The organism is Microbispora sitophila, from assembly GCF_014892245.1.
GTDB classification, from domain to species: Bacteria; Actinomycetota; Actinomycetes; order Streptosporangiales; family Streptosporangiaceae; genus Microbispora; species Microbispora siamensis.
The window spans coordinates 87,260-100,076 of record NZ_JADBGC010000028.1 but is presented as its reverse complement, the minus strand read 5'-3'; the positions used below and the strand labels follow the sequence as shown (position 1 = coordinate 100,076).

General features: G+C 72.2%; 14 protein-coding genes. 8 read left to right on the top strand and 6 right to left on the bottom strand.

Features of this window, described 5'->3' with window-relative positions; genetic code table 11:
• The first annotated feature begins 468 nt into the window (after nucleotides 1–468).
• A complete protein-coding gene (locus IL992_RS37715) occupies nucleotides 469–894 on the top strand; it encodes a PPOX class F420-dependent oxidoreductase (RefSeq protein ID WP_193208093.1) in 426 nt (141 codons plus the stop codon).
• Between the two features lie 202 nt (nucleotides 895–1,096).
• Nucleotides 1,097–1,969, top strand: coding sequence for an LLM class F420-dependent oxidoreductase (locus IL992_RS37710; RefSeq protein ID WP_193208092.1), 873 nt, complete (start codon nucleotides 1,097–1,099; stop codon nucleotides 1,967–1,969).
• A 105-nt stretch (nucleotides 1,970–2,074) separates the two neighbouring features.
• Here the strand turns inward: IL992_RS37710 and IL992_RS37705 are convergent, their stop codons facing one another.
• The 4 genes from IL992_RS37705 to IL992_RS37690 all read right to left on the bottom strand — a co-directional run bounded on the left by IL992_RS37705 (nucleotide 2,075) and on the right by IL992_RS37690 (nucleotide 4,432).
• Complete coding sequence (locus IL992_RS37705) at nucleotides 2,075–2,890, bottom strand: SDR family NAD(P)-dependent oxidoreductase (protein ID WP_193208091.1); 816 nt, start codon at nucleotides 2,888–2,890, stop codon at nucleotides 2,075–2,077.
• On the bottom strand, nucleotides 2,887–3,360 hold the full coding sequence (locus IL992_RS37700) for a DUF6789 family protein (protein WP_193208090.1): 474 nt from the start codon (nucleotides 3,358–3,360) through the stop codon (nucleotides 2,887–2,889). The genes IL992_RS37705 and IL992_RS37700 overlap by 4 nt, the downstream gene beginning before the upstream one ends.
• 20 nt (nucleotides 3,361–3,380) lie before the next feature.
• Complete coding sequence (locus IL992_RS37695) at nucleotides 3,381–3,791, bottom strand: hypothetical protein (RefSeq protein WP_193208089.1); 411 nt, start codon at nucleotides 3,789–3,791, stop codon at nucleotides 3,381–3,383.
• A 224-nt stretch (nucleotides 3,792–4,015) separates the two neighbouring features.
• Nucleotides 4,016–4,432 (bottom strand): CBS domain-containing protein, encoded by a 417-nt coding sequence (locus IL992_RS37690; protein WP_193208088.1) that lies wholly within the window; start codon nucleotides 4,430–4,432, stop codon nucleotides 4,016–4,018.
• 135 nt (nucleotides 4,433–4,567) lie between these two features.
• Here IL992_RS37690 and IL992_RS37685 point away from each other — a divergent pair, with 135 nt between their 5' ends.
• The 4 genes from IL992_RS37685 to IL992_RS37670 all read left to right on the top strand — a co-directional run bounded on the left by IL992_RS37685 (nucleotide 4,568) and on the right by IL992_RS37670 (nucleotide 9,828).
• Nucleotides 4,568–5,377 carry an alpha/beta fold hydrolase gene (locus IL992_RS37685; RefSeq protein WP_226874529.1) on the top strand — a complete coding sequence of 270 codons (810 nt, stop codon included), beginning with the start codon at nucleotides 4,568–4,570 and terminating at the stop codon, nucleotides 5,375–5,377.
• 470 nt (nucleotides 5,378–5,847) lie between these two features.
• Nucleotides 5,848–6,513, top strand: coding sequence for an esterase/lipase family protein (locus IL992_RS37680; RefSeq protein WP_193208086.1), 666 nt, complete (start codon nucleotides 5,848–5,850; stop codon nucleotides 6,511–6,513).
• 158 nt (nucleotides 6,514–6,671) lie between these two features.
• Nucleotides 6,672–8,732 (top strand): sensor histidine kinase, encoded by a 2,061-nt coding sequence (locus tag IL992_RS37675; RefSeq protein ID WP_193208085.1) that lies wholly within the window; start codon nucleotides 6,672–6,674, stop codon nucleotides 8,730–8,732.
• A 34-nt stretch (nucleotides 8,733–8,766) separates the two neighbouring features.
• Nucleotides 8,767–9,828: a hypothetical protein gene (locus tag IL992_RS37670; protein WP_193208084.1), complete on the top strand. Its 1,062-nt coding sequence runs from the start codon at nucleotides 8,767–8,769 to the stop codon at nucleotides 9,826–9,828.
• Here IL992_RS37670 and IL992_RS37665 read toward each other — a convergent pair.
• Complete coding sequence (locus IL992_RS37665; protein ID WP_193208083.1) at nucleotides 9,811–10,380, bottom strand: copper chaperone PCu(A)C; 570 nt, start codon at nucleotides 10,378–10,380, stop codon at nucleotides 9,811–9,813. The two genes, IL992_RS37670 and IL992_RS37665, sit on opposite strands and share 18 nt — an antisense overlap.
• Nucleotides 10,381–10,501: 121 nt before the next feature.
• On the opposite strand from IL992_RS37665, the gene IL992_RS37660 reads away from it, so the two are divergent.
• Together IL992_RS37660 and IL992_RS37655 are read left to right on the top strand one after the other, a co-directional pair.
• Nucleotides 10,502–11,488, top strand: a complete 987-nt coding sequence (locus IL992_RS37660; RefSeq protein ID WP_193208082.1) for a serine hydrolase domain-containing protein — start codon at nucleotides 10,502–10,504, stop codon at nucleotides 11,486–11,488.
• A gap of 11 nt (nucleotides 11,489–11,499) precedes the next feature.
• The gene (locus tag IL992_RS37655; RefSeq protein WP_193208081.1) at nucleotides 11,500–11,832 is read left to right on the top strand and encodes a putative quinol monooxygenase; all 333 of its coding nucleotides are present in this window, start codon (nucleotides 11,500–11,502) and stop codon (nucleotides 11,830–11,832) included.
• Between the two features lie 7 nt (nucleotides 11,833–11,839).
• On the opposite strand, the gene IL992_RS37650 is transcribed toward IL992_RS37655, so the two are convergent.
• Entirely contained in the window at nucleotides 11,840–12,763 is a 924-nt protein-coding gene (locus IL992_RS37650; RefSeq protein WP_193208080.1) for a helix-turn-helix transcriptional regulator, read from the bottom strand.
• Between the last annotated feature and the right edge of the window lie 54 nt (nucleotides 12,764–12,817).

Here is a 12,817-nt window from a genome sequence, read left to right as displayed (position 1 = left end):
TCTCTGCCTCCCACGTGGCGTCCGCCTTGTGGGCCGGCGCCGGCGGTCGCGCCGCCGAGACGAGCCCGGACGGCGGACACTGTGGGATTCGGGGGGTGATGAGAGAAATGGACGGTGCTCTCCGCTGTGGCGGGCACGAGCGGACGCGTCTCTCCCATGGCGGGAGACGGCTGGGAGAAAAGAGGGGGAGTTCTACGTCACGAGGCTCCTCGTCTTCGCCGACCCGGCCGGGGGAAACCGGCCCGTGCGCGACGTTAGAACCACGGTCCGGACACGAACATCCGTAGCGATATCCGTACATCTACGGAAAAGCGACGGCCTTTGTGCGTAGAGCGTAAGAAGCAGCCGCCGCGTGGGGCGCGACGAGTGGCAGTAGCGAAAGCCTTCTGCAGCGGACGCCCTGACGGACACGTGACACCGAGTGCCGCTACCGGCGAACGGGGTGAGAAAGGCTCTAGGTTCGAAGCCATGGAAAGGATGACCGAGGCGGAGTGGCGGGACTTCGCGATGAGCGGCACCAAGACCGGCAAACTCGCCATAACCAGGGCGGACGGGCGGCCGCATGTGACGCCGATCTGGTTCGCCCTCGACGGCGACGACGTGGTGTTCACCACCCACGAGAGCGGGGTGAAGGCCAAGGCGCTGCGCCGCGATCCCCGGGCGACCCTGTGCGTCGACGACCAGGCCCCGCCGTACTCGTACGTGATGATCGAGGGTGAGGCGACGCTGTCGTCCGACCTCGACGAGGTCCGGCACTGGGCGACCGTGCTCGGCGGCCGCTACATGGGGGAGGACCGGGCCGAGGCGTACGGCGCGCGCAACGGCGTCCCCGGCGAGTTCCTCGTCCGGCTGCGCGTCGGCAAGGTCGTCGCCTTCAGGGACGTCGCCTCCTGAGCCGCCTGCAGGCCGGGGTCACCGCCTGGTCCAGATCCAGGCCTGGCCGTCCTCGTCGCAGACGGGGGTTGCCGCTCATGTGCTCCGGACCACCGGGCGAGGATCTCCGCGGGCGGGCCGTCGGGCGGGTCCAGGTATCCGGCACTGACGCGTCGGCGCTACAGGGCCGGCTTCACGGTAAGCAGGTAACCGGAGGTGTGTGATGAAGGTCGGACTGCAGATTCCTGATTTCACCTATCCCGGCGGGCCCGCCGCTCTGGGAGCGGACCTGGCGGCGATAGCGAGGACGGCCGACGACGCCGGGTTCGCCACCGTGGCGGTGATGGACCACTTCTTCCAGATCGGCGTCGTCGGGCCGCCCGAGAACGACATGCTGGAGGCGTACACGACGCTGGGCTACCTGGCCGCCCACACGTCCAGGGCCAAGCTGCTGACGCTGGTCACCGGGACCGTCTACCGCGAGCCCGGCCTGCTGGCGAAGATCGTCACCACACTCGACGTGCTGTCGGGAGGGCGTGCCTGGCTCGGCATCGGCGCAGCCTGGAACGAGGAGGAGTCGCGCGGGCTCGGGCTGCCGTTCCCGCCGCTCGCCGAGCGGTTCGAACGGCTGGAGGAGACGATCCAGATCTGCCTGCGCATGTGGGCCGGCGACGAGAAGCCGTACGAGGGCAGGCACTACCGGCTGGAGCGGCCGCTCAACTCGCCCGCCGCGCTGAGCCGGCCGCATCCGCCGATCCTGATCGGCGGCGGGGGCGAGAAGAAGACGCTCCGCCTGGTCGCACGGTACGCCCAGGCGTGCAACCTGTTCCCCACGCCCGATCTGCAGAGAAAGCTCGACGTGCTGCGGGCCCACTGCGAGGCGGAGGGCCGCGACTACGACGAGATCGTCAAGACCGTCTACTACGTGTACGACGTGGGGGAGAAGGGGGAGAACGTCCAGCGCGTCGTCGACGACCTGGGAAGGTTCGCCGAACTCGGCTTCACCGAGGCGCTCGGCCAGGTCAGGGGCGCGCACCGGCTGGACCCGCTGCGGATCGTCGGCGAACAGGTCATCCCGGCGGTCGCCTCCCTGTGACGCGGCTGATCGCGCCGTCGCGCGGCGGGCACCGTGCGGGGCGGGCACTGTCGCGCGGCGGGCACTGTGCGCGGCGGGGCGCCCCCGCCGCGCACCCTGTTGCGCCTACTCGTCCTTCTCGGACGTGCCGCCCTTGCCGGGTTCGGCCATGCGGCGGTGCATGGCGGCCTTGGCCGTGTCCGGGGTGACCCGGCCGGCCACGCCCTGGACCTTGTTCATGAAGGACCCGGCGACGACCTTGTCGTCGCCCTTCATGAGCGCGTCGAAGCCCTGCCGGGCGACCTCGGCCGGGTCGTCCTTCTTGCCCGAGCCCACCCGCGTGTCCTCCATGCCGGCCCGCTCGAAGAACTCGGTGTCCGTCGGGCCCGGCAGGAGCGAGGTGACGGTGACCCCGGAGTCCTTCAGCTCGCCCCGCAGGGCCTCGGCGAACGAGTGGAGGAACGCCTTGCTCGCGGCGTACACGGCCTCGAACGGCCCGGGCGTGAGCGCGGCGACCGACGACGTGAACAGGATCTTCCCCGTGCCGCGGGTGGTCATGGCGGCGACGGCACGCTTGGCCAGGTGCACGGCGGAGGTGACGTTGAGCTCGATGAGCTTCAGCTCGGCCTCCAGCGAGGTCTCACGGGCGAAGGCGCCGCCCACCCCGACACCCGCGTTGATCGCCACGGCGTCGAGGGGCCGTCCGGCCGCGACGGTCGCGGTCCACAGCCGCTCGACCTCGTCGTACTGGGTGAGGTCGGCACGCACCGGCGTGACCTGCCCGCCGTACTCCTTCAGCGACTCGGCGGAGGTGTCGAGTTCCGCGTCCTCCGCCGTGACCACCACGTCGAAGCCGTGCTGGGCGAACTGCCGGGCGAGCTCGTACCCGATGCCGCTGGAGGCGCCGGTCGTGAGGGCCAGCGGCCGTTCCGTCGTCGTCATCCGTCCTCCTTCTCGTCGTGCCGTCCGTCCGCCCCGCGCATGGCGCGGATCGCCAGCGCCAGCGTGGTGCCGTACGCCACGTGCGCCGCGGCCATGACGACCGGGCGGCCGCGCGCGGGGTCGCGCGAGGCGGGCGGCAGGATGTTCAGTGCGGGCACCCAGCCCTCGTAGGCGCCGAGCCAGATCAGCAGGGCGTAGCCCACCCCGAGGGGAACGCCGGCCTCGCGCCCGCGGGTGAGCAGTGCGAACGCCGCGCCGCAGGTGGCGCCGAATCCCAGGTGCGCGGCGGCGCCGAGGACGCTCTCTCCGGGTTTGGGCCGATGCCGGTGGCCCGGCAGGGCCGCCCTCACGATGTGCTTGGGCGGCTGGCCCGGCATCAGGCCGGTCTTCTGCCCGGCGAGCATCACCGCGCTCATCGTGAGGGTGGACAGCGCTCCGGCGGCCGCGCCGCGTACGAGTTGGCGGATCAAGGATCTCCCTCCAGAGGCTTCTACAGGCGCCGGGACAGCTTCTCGGCGAGTCCCGCGGGATCGGCGACCGTCATGGTCAGGCCGGGGTGGCGCAGCAGTCCGAACGGCTCGCCGCCCCTGATCGGCTCGTGGAACCGTACGCACAGCCCTCTGCGGGCGTTGGTGGCGAACGTGAGGCCGCGGTCGGCGAGAGAGACGTGGACCCCGATCGCCCGGAACGGGGAGTAGGGGCCGGTCGTCTCCACGCCGGAGACGTTGGCCAGCGGGGTCTCGATCACCCAGGGCCCGAAGCGGACCCGCAGCGTGCCGGGGCCGACCAGGACCCCGGCAGTGTCCGGGCGGATGCCCAGGACGGACAACAGGGGGGCGAATCGGGGGTCGAAGTCGAACGCGAAGCGTTCGGGCTTGCCCGCGGTGGTGTCGTCGGTCATCGCTACCCCTCCCGGCACCTCGGTCGTCGACGGGTCTGGCCGGTGGGGCCCGTCTCCGTGGGCCCCGGTCGCCGCGGCTCCGGCTCCGGCGACGTCCCACCAGGACAGAGCGCGCAAATGCCGCCATACCCCATCGGTCGGGATCAAACAGGGCCTTACGCGAAGCCCCGGCCGGGGGAGGGCCGGGGCTCAGGCGACCGCCTGCCGTACGGCGCGCACGGACGTCAGTCCGTGCTGATGGCGTCCACCAGGTCGCCCACCGGACGGTCGGGCAGGGCGCGGGCTACGTCGGCCAGCGCGACAATGCCCACCAGCTTGTGGCCGTCGATGACGGGCAGGCGGCGGACCTTGTGCGTGGCCATCGTGCTCAGGATCTCGGCCGCGTCGTCGTCGGCGCCGATCGTGACGGCCTCGCCCTGGGCGAGCTCACCGGCCTGGCACGACTTGGGGTCCTTGCCCTGGGCCAGCACCTTCACGACGATGTCGCGGTCGGTCAGCACGCCCTTGAGCCGGTCGTCGGTGCCGCAGATCGGCAGCGAGCCCACGCCGAGGCGCGCCATCTTCCGCGCGGCGTCCAGGACGGTCTCGTCCGCGTTCACGCACTCGGCCCGGGAGGTCATGATCTCGCGAGCGGTCGTCATGCCTTCTCCTTTCTTTCGTGTTTCCCCGCGCGGCCGGGGACCGGCCGCGGAAGGTCGGGGACTCCCGCGCCTACCCCCGACCGCGCGACGTACACGGCCGCCGGGCATCCGGCCCCGAACTCACCGTGACGGGAAATGGTTTGTACGCTTGCGCGTCGTGAGCGTGACGGTGCGGAACAACGTGCGAATCACCGGCCGGCCGGACGGCCGCCCGATGGTCTTCGCCCACGGCTTCGGGTGCGACCAGAACATGTGGCGGCTCGTCGCCCCCGCGTTCGAGGACGACCACCGGGTCGTCCTGTTCGACTACGTGGGCTCCGGCGACTCCGACCTGTCCGCCTACTCCCCGAGCGTTACTCCTCCCTTCAGGGGTACGCGCAGGACGTCCTGGACATCTGCGCCGAGCTCGACCTGACCGACGCGGTCTTCGTCGGCCACTCGGTGAGCGCGATGATCGGCGCGCCGGCGGCCGTCAGAGCCGGCGCGCTTCGGGGCGCTGGTGATGGTCGGGCCCTCGCCCCGCTACATCGACGACGAGGGCTACGTCGGCGGCTTCAGCGCGGCCGACATCGAGGAACTGCTGGAGTCGCTCGACAGCAACTATCTCGGCTGGTCCAGCGCCATGGCCCCGGTGATCATGGGCAGCCCGGAGCGCCCCGAGCTTGGGCCGAGCTGACCAACAGCTTCTGCCGTACGGACCCGGACATCGCCAAGCGGTTCGCCACGGTGACGTTCATGTCGGACAACCGGGCCGACCTGTCGCGGGTGCCGGTGCGCAGCCTGATCCTGCAGTGCTCCGAGGACGTGATCGCTCCCGTGGAGGTGGGCAAGTTCGTCCACGAGAACATTCCCGCCGGCGAGCTCGTGCTGATGCGCGCGACCGGGCACTGCCCCAACCTGAGCGCGCCCGAGGAGACCATCGCCGCGATCAAGGCGTTCCTTTAGGCGAGCGGTATCGAGGACGACTTCGAGGAGCTCTACGAACACGCGCCCTGAGGGCACCTGTCCACGCTGCCCGACGGGACGATCACCCGGGTCAACCGGACACTGCTGGAGCTCACCGGCCACGACCCCGGTGAGCTCACCGGAGGCATGCGGATCCAGAACCTGCTGGCCGTCGGCGACCGCATCTTCTACGAGACCCACTTCGCCCCGCTGCTCGCGATGCAGTCGGTGGTCCGCGAGATCGCGGTCGATCTGCGCCGCGCCGACGGCACCCGGCCGCCATTTCCGGCTCACCCTCTCCCTGGCCGGTCACCCGCCATCGCTGCGGGCCGGCGGGGACGCGGTCGGCGAGATCGGACGGCCGGGCAACGTGCTCGGGTGGAACGGGGGACGGCGACTGGTGATTTCCCCGATGCCGTGACCGGTCCTGATCGCGAGACTCCTGTCATCCCCCACGGCAAGGAGATCTCATGCGTAGGATCGTCGGCCCCCTCATCGGCATCCTGGCCCTGCTCGGCTTCTTCGCCCCCGCCGCCCCCGCGCAGGCGGCCACGCACAACCCCGTCGTCTTCGTCCACGGCTACACGGGCAACAGCACCAACTTCGCCACCCTGCAGGCGTACCTGGTCGCCAACGGCTGGTCCGCCGGCCGGCTGTACGGCTACAACTACAACTGGGCCGGGTCGAACATCATCAGCGCCCAGGGCCTGGCCGCCTTCGTCAACCAGATCAAGGCCAGCACCGGCGCGTCCAAGGTCGACATCGTCAACCACTCGATGGGCGGCCTGGTGACGCGGTACTACCTGCAGAAGCTCGGCGGAGCGGCCAACGTCGACCACGTCGCCTCGCTGGCCGGCGCCAACCACGGCACGACCTACGCCAGTGCCTGCACCATCTACGTCTCGTGCATCGAGATGCTGCCCGGCTCGGCGTACATCACCTCGCTGAGCGGCGACGAGACGCCGGGGTCGGCGAAGTACGGCACCTGGGTGTCGCCCTGTGACGGCATCATCATCCCCTACACCAGCACCCGGCTGTCGGGGGCGGACAACCACACCCTCGCCTGCGTCGACCACCTGTCGATCCTGAGCAACGTCCAGGCGATGTCCGGCATCCGTGATCTGTTCACCAGCTGATCGCCTCCGTTCCCGGCCGGGCGGCCCGTCGGCCGCCCGGCCGCGCGTTTTCCGGTTGGTAACGGCACCGCCACGATGGCGGGGAAATCGCGGCTTCTGCGCCGCTCCGCAGGCACCCTGGGGGCAGGCGGGAACGGAGCCGGAAAGCGGGGGGCGGGATGGCGTGGGCAGCCCGGGCGGCCGCCGTCGTCATGGCCGTGGTGTCTGCGGCGCTCGTGGTCGCGGCGATGCTGATCTCCGCGGGACTTCCGGCGGAGTGGCGACTGCCGGAGACGGTCACGACGCAGTCGGCGGCTGGGGTGACCTTCCCGGCGGTCGGCGCGTTCCTCCTCGCGTACCGGCCCCGGCTCAGGCTGGCGTGGCTCATGAGCGTGGGCGGGCTCGGCGGCGCCGTCTGCGACTTCTTGCAGGCGACGACGCTGGCGTCCGCGGCGCATGGGGAGATCGCGCTGGCGGGGCTCCTGCGGTTGGGGTCGCAGGTCGGCTGGGCGGTGAACGGGTTCCTGCTGGAGATCCTGCTCCCGTTGTACTCCCCGGACGGCAGGCTTCGCTCGCCACGCTGGCGGTTGGTGGTGGTGCTCGCCGCGGCGTCCCTGGCGGCCGAGATGGCCCGCCAGTTCGTGCGTCCCGATCCGCCGCTCGAGGGCTACCCGCTACCCGCCGTCATCCCCAGTCCGCTGCCGATCCCCGCCCTGGCACCGTACATCCCGGCGGCGGGGGCGGTGATCTGGACTCTGATCATGCTGACGGTGGCGCTGGCGGCGCTGTCGCTGCTGCTGCGCTTCCGCAGGGCCGACCCGGTGGGCAGGCGGCAGATCGGCTGGCCGCTGTTCGCGTTCGCCGGATACATCGTGTTCATGATCGCGGGCATCTTCGTGCCCGAGCTGTACTGGCTGTCGGTCGTCTGGGCGGCGCTCATCCCCGTCCTGATGGTGTTCTCGGTGATGCGCTACCGGCTGTACGGCATCGACACCGTCATCAGCCGGACCTTCGTCGCCGCGGGGCTGCTGGCCGTGGTCGGCGGGGTCTACTTCGGGGTGGCCGCGTTGTCGAGCCTGGTGGTGTCCGGGTACGACCAGGTCGCCGGGCTCGCCTCCGCCCTGCTGACGGGCGCGTTCTTCCAGCCGTTGCGCCGGATGCTGCAACGTGCCGTCGACCGCCTGCTCTACGGCCCGGTGGGCGACCCGCGCGTGCTCGCCGAGCGGCTGGTCCGGGAGGTGCGCCGGGGTGATCCGGCGCAGGCGCTGGCGCCGGTGATCGGCGTGCTGCGCGAGGGCCTGGCGGTGCAGGGGATCGCGGTGGAGGTGACCGGCGGCGAGCCGGGGCACCAGGTGGTGAGCACGGTCAGCGGGCAGGTCGGCGACTCCCCGCGTGAGGTGCCGTTGGTCTGGCACGGCGAGCGGGTGGGGCGGCTGCTGGTCGGCCCGCCCGCCCCACGACGCTTCCCCGCCGCGCACGACGAACGGGTGCTGGACACGCTGGTCCCGTACGCGGCCGACGTGGCCCACGCGGTGCGGATGGCGGCCGACCTGCAGCGCTCGCGGGAGCGCATCCTGGCCGCCCGGGAGGAGGAACGGCGGCGGCTGCGCCGTGACCTGCACGACGGCCTGGGCCAGACGCTCAGCGAGATGGCCATGACCGTCAACATGGCCCGCGTCAGCCTGAAGACCTCCCCGAAGGCGGCGGACGGGCTGCTGCGCGCGTTGCGTTCCGGGATGGACACGGTCACGGGCGACCTTCGGCAGCTCGTGTACGGCCTGCGCCCGCCCGCCCTGGACGACCTGGGCCTGGCCGCCGCCGTACAGGCGCTGGCCGGGCCGGACGACCCCGAAGGCCCCGCCACGGTGGTGAGCACCGAGGGCGACCTGGCCGACCTGCCCGCCGCCGTCGAGGTGGCCGTCTACCGGATCGTGCAGGAGGCGCTGACCAACGTCCGGCGCCACGCGCGTGCCACCCACGTCCGGGTCGAGCTGCGCCGCGAGCCCGCGGCGCTGCGCCTGCTGATCGCCGACGACGGCGTGGGCCTGCCGCCGGAGCGCCGCTCGGGCGTCGGCCTGACCTCCATGCGTGAGCGCACGGCGGAGCTGGGCGGGATCTGCCTCGTCGGCGGCGAGCCGGGGGCGGGCACCACGGTGGAGGTCGTGCTCCCCGTCCCCGCGACCGGCGCGGCTCCGGAACGGGCTCCCACCGGCACGCACACGGCCTTCCGGGCGCCCTGAGGGGATCGTTCGTCCGTGTGGTTCACTGTGGATCATGCGAGGGACACGGGTCCGGGACGCGCGGGCCGCCGCGGCCCGATGGGTCGCCCGCGAGGCCGCCCCCGCCGCGAACTTCGCCGGAGCCTTCCTGACCGGGTCGGCGGCCTGGGCCGATCCCGACGCGGTGCTGCCGCCCACGTCGGACGTCGACGTGGCGGTCGTGGTCACCGACCCCGTCGCGCCGCCCAAGCTCGGCAAGGTCCCCTGGGAGGGCGTGCTCGTCGAGGTCACGTACGTGTCCTGGGACGGGCTCGCCTCGGCGCACGACGTGCTGGCCTCCTGTCACCTGGCCGGCGCCTTCCGCACCGACACGGTGATCGCCGACCCCACCGGGCGGCTGGCCCGGCTCCAGGCCGCCGTCGCGGCGGGCTTCGCCGAACGGCGCTGGGTCCGCCTGCGATGCGAGGACGCCGAGCGCCGCATCACCGGCGGGCTCACGGCACTCGATTCCGGCAAACCGTTCCACGACCAGGTCACCGCCTGGCTGTTCCCAGCCGGCATCACGACGCACGTGCTCCTCGCCGCCGGGCTGCGCAACCCGACCGTACGGCTGCGCTACCCGGCCGTCCGCGAACTCCTCCGGGCGTACGGCCGGATGGACGTTTACGAGGAGCTGCTCGGCCTGCTCGGCTGCGCGCACCTGACCGCCGGGCGGGTCACCGCCCACCTCGCCACGATGACGAGCGCCTTCGACGCGGCGGCGGCCGTGGCCCGCACGCCGTTCCCCTTCTCCGCCGACGTCACCGAGGCGGCCCGGCCGGTGGCCGTCGACGGCAGCCGCGACCTCGTCGCGCGGGGACTGCACCGCGAGGCCGTCTTCTGGATCGCCGCGACGTACGCGCGGTGCCTGAAGATCCTCGCCGCGGACGCGCCGGGGGAGACCGGCCACCTCGGCGGGTTCGCGGACCTGGCGGCCGACCTCGGCGCAGGGTCGCCGGACGATCTGCGGCTCCGGGCGAGCGAGGTGTCCGCGTACCTGCCCCGCCTGCGCGCGGTCGCCGAGGAGATCATCGCCGCGAACCCCGAGATCCGGGACGGGTCAGCTCCCGGCCGGTGACGGGCTCGGTGAGACGGCCGGCGAGGAACTGGGCGACGGGCTGGGCGTCGCGCTGGGCGACGCGCCCGGCCAGGGGGAGTAGGTGCTCCTCCACGTTCCGGGCGGTAGGACCGGGACGTCGACCCGGACCGTTCCCGCGTTCTGGAACCGGAACGTCACGGGGATCGTGCCACCGCTGCCCAGCGGGCGGGTGAGGCCGGCGAGCAGCACCTGGGGGAGGGCCGTCCCGCCGACGTACCTGCCGCCGGGGATCTCCAGGCCGCCGGCCGGCAGGCGGGCCTCCCGGAACAGGCCTCCGGTGTCCACCGACACCAGGCGGTCGGTGCGGCCGCTCTCGTTGAGCAGCATCATGTACAGCGGCATGTCGGTCCCCGGCGCGGCGGGCTGCTGCGAGCCGATGATGAAGGCGTTGCGGAGCAGCAGACCGGGCAGGTTGACGTTCGCCCCCTCGTTCTGCGGCATCGTCTGGGTGTAGTAGTCCTGCTTGATGTCGCCGCAGGCGGCGGTGACGGCCGCGGCCGCGATGCATAGAGCCGCCAGGATCCTGCGCATGTCGACCTCGGCTCGCTCGGAGGCGTCTTTCGAGGCTGGGTACCCCCTCTGCCGGTTGTTTACCGCCGGAAAATTATGCGAGCCTCGGGACGAGGAATCCCCGAGAACGCGGAGGAAACGCATGCGGCTGATCTCCCCGGAGAAGGCCGGGTTCGCGCCGGACCTGTCCCACCGGCTGGACGCCCTCGTACGGCGGGGCGGGGCCCCGGCCCTGCACGGCGTCGTGGTGGCCCGGCACGGCCGCGTCGTCCTCGAGTGGTACGGCGGGGGCGAGGACTACGTGCTGAACACGCCGCTCGGCCACGTGGACTTCGGGCCGGACACGCTGCACGACGTGCGCTCGGTCACCAAGAGCCTGGTGGCGCTGCTGTACGGCATGGCGTTGGAGTCCGGCCTGGTGCCGGACCCCGGCGAGCCGATCCTGACGGTCTTTCCCGAGTACGCCGACCTGGCGGCCGACCCCCGCCGGGCCGGGCTGACGATCGGGCACGCGCTGACCATGACCACGGGCCAGGAGTGGGATGAGAGCGCGCCCTACACCAGCCCGGCGAACAGCGAGATCGCGATGGAGATGGCGCCCGACCGGTGCCGCTACGTGCTGGAGCGCCCCTTCGTGGAGGAGCCGGGCGAGCGGTGGCGCTACAGCGGCGGCGCCGCGGCCCTCGTCGGCGCGATCGTGGAGAAGGGCACCGGCCTGCGCCTTCAGGAGTTCGCCCGCACCGCGCTGTTCGAGCCGCTCGGCGCCGGGGCCTTCGAGTGGTCGACCGGCTCCGACGGGAGCGCTCTGGCGGCCTCCGGCCTGCGCCTGACGCCGCGCGGCCTCGCCCGGATCGGGCAGGCGGTGCTCGACCGGGAGGTCGCCCCCGGCTGGATAGAGGAGATGCTGCGCCCGCGGGTGCCCGCCTGGGAGGGCGTCTCCTACGGGTACATGTGGTACGCGGGCCCGGACGGCCGGGCGTCGGCCATGGGCAACGGCGGCCAGCGGCTGTTCCTGTTGCCCGATCTCGGCCTCGTCGTGGCCGTCACCGGCGGCGACTACAACGGGCCGGGCCAGGACACGGCGCCCAGGGCGGTCCTGGAGGACGTCGTCCTGCCCTCCATCACCTGAGGAGACGCCAGATGATTTTCATCACCGCCAAGTTCCGGGTGCTGCCGCGGTACGCCGACCAGTGGCCGGAGATCACCCGAGAGTTCACCGAGGCGACCCGCGCCGAGCCGGGCTGCCTGTGGTTCGACTGGTCGCGCAGCCTTGACGACCCGGCCGAGTACGTCCTCGTCGAGGCGTTCCGGGACGACGAGGCCGGAGCGGCGCACGTGGGATCGGAGCACTTCCAGGCGGCCCGGCGGACGTTGCCGCCCCACCTCGCCGAGACCCCGAGGATCGTCAACGTCACGGTCCCGCAGGACGACTGGTCCCTCCTCGGCGAGATGGCCGTCCCCGCCGAGGACTGAAACGAACTCAGAAGGCATCCAGAGGCCGCGACCGCGACGCCGGTGGGTCGGGCCGGAGCCGGCTGCGGTCGTCGTGGCCGGGGGCGGCGTCGAGTGTGCCGGCCCAGCTGGCGAGAAGGCGGAGTTTGTCCTCGGACTCGCTGCCGGGCTCGGTGCCGTAGGCGACCAGGGTCAGGTTGTCGGCGGTCAGGTCGAGGGATTCGTAGGTGAGGTGGAGGTCGCCGACGACGGGGTGATGGAAGGGCTTGGTGCCGATGTGGTGCTGGCGGACGTCGTGGCGGGCCCAGCGGGCGCGGAAGTCGTCGCTGCGGGTGGACAGCTCGCCGATGAGGTCGGCGAGATCCTTGTCGTAGGGGTCGCGGCCGACTTGGGCGTGCAGGAGGGCGACGGTGTCGTTGGCGGCGCGTTCCCAGTCGCCCCAGAACTGGTGGGAGCGGGGGTCGAGGAAGATGAACCGGGAGTGATTGGGGGTGGCGCCGCGGGCCGCGTCGATCATGGGGGCGTACAGGGCTCGGCCGAGGGCATTGGTGGCAAGGACGTCGCCGCGGCCGTTCATCACGAACGCGGGGGCGTCGGTCATGGCATCCAGCAGCCGCTGGACGGTGGGCCGTACCTGCTGCGGAGTGGGGCGGCGCCGGCGACGCCGGGCGGGTCCGGCGGCGCGGGCGAGGTCCTCCAGGTGGGTGCGTTCCTCGTCGTCGAGCCGCAGGGCGCGGGCCAGTGCGTCCAGGACGCTGTCGGAAACTCCGGACAGGTCGCCGCGTTCCAGGCGGGAGTAGTACTCCACGCTGATCCCGGCCAGCTGGGCGACCTCGGCGCGGCGCAGGCCGGGGACCCGGCGGGTGCCGTAGGAGGGCAGCCCGGCCTGCTGCGGGCTGATCCTGGCCCGGCGAGAGGTCAGGAACTCACGGATCTCGGTGCGGCTGTCCACGTCTTTCAGGCTAGGTAACCTTCCTCATCGCAGGGGTGCCCTGCCAGTACACCT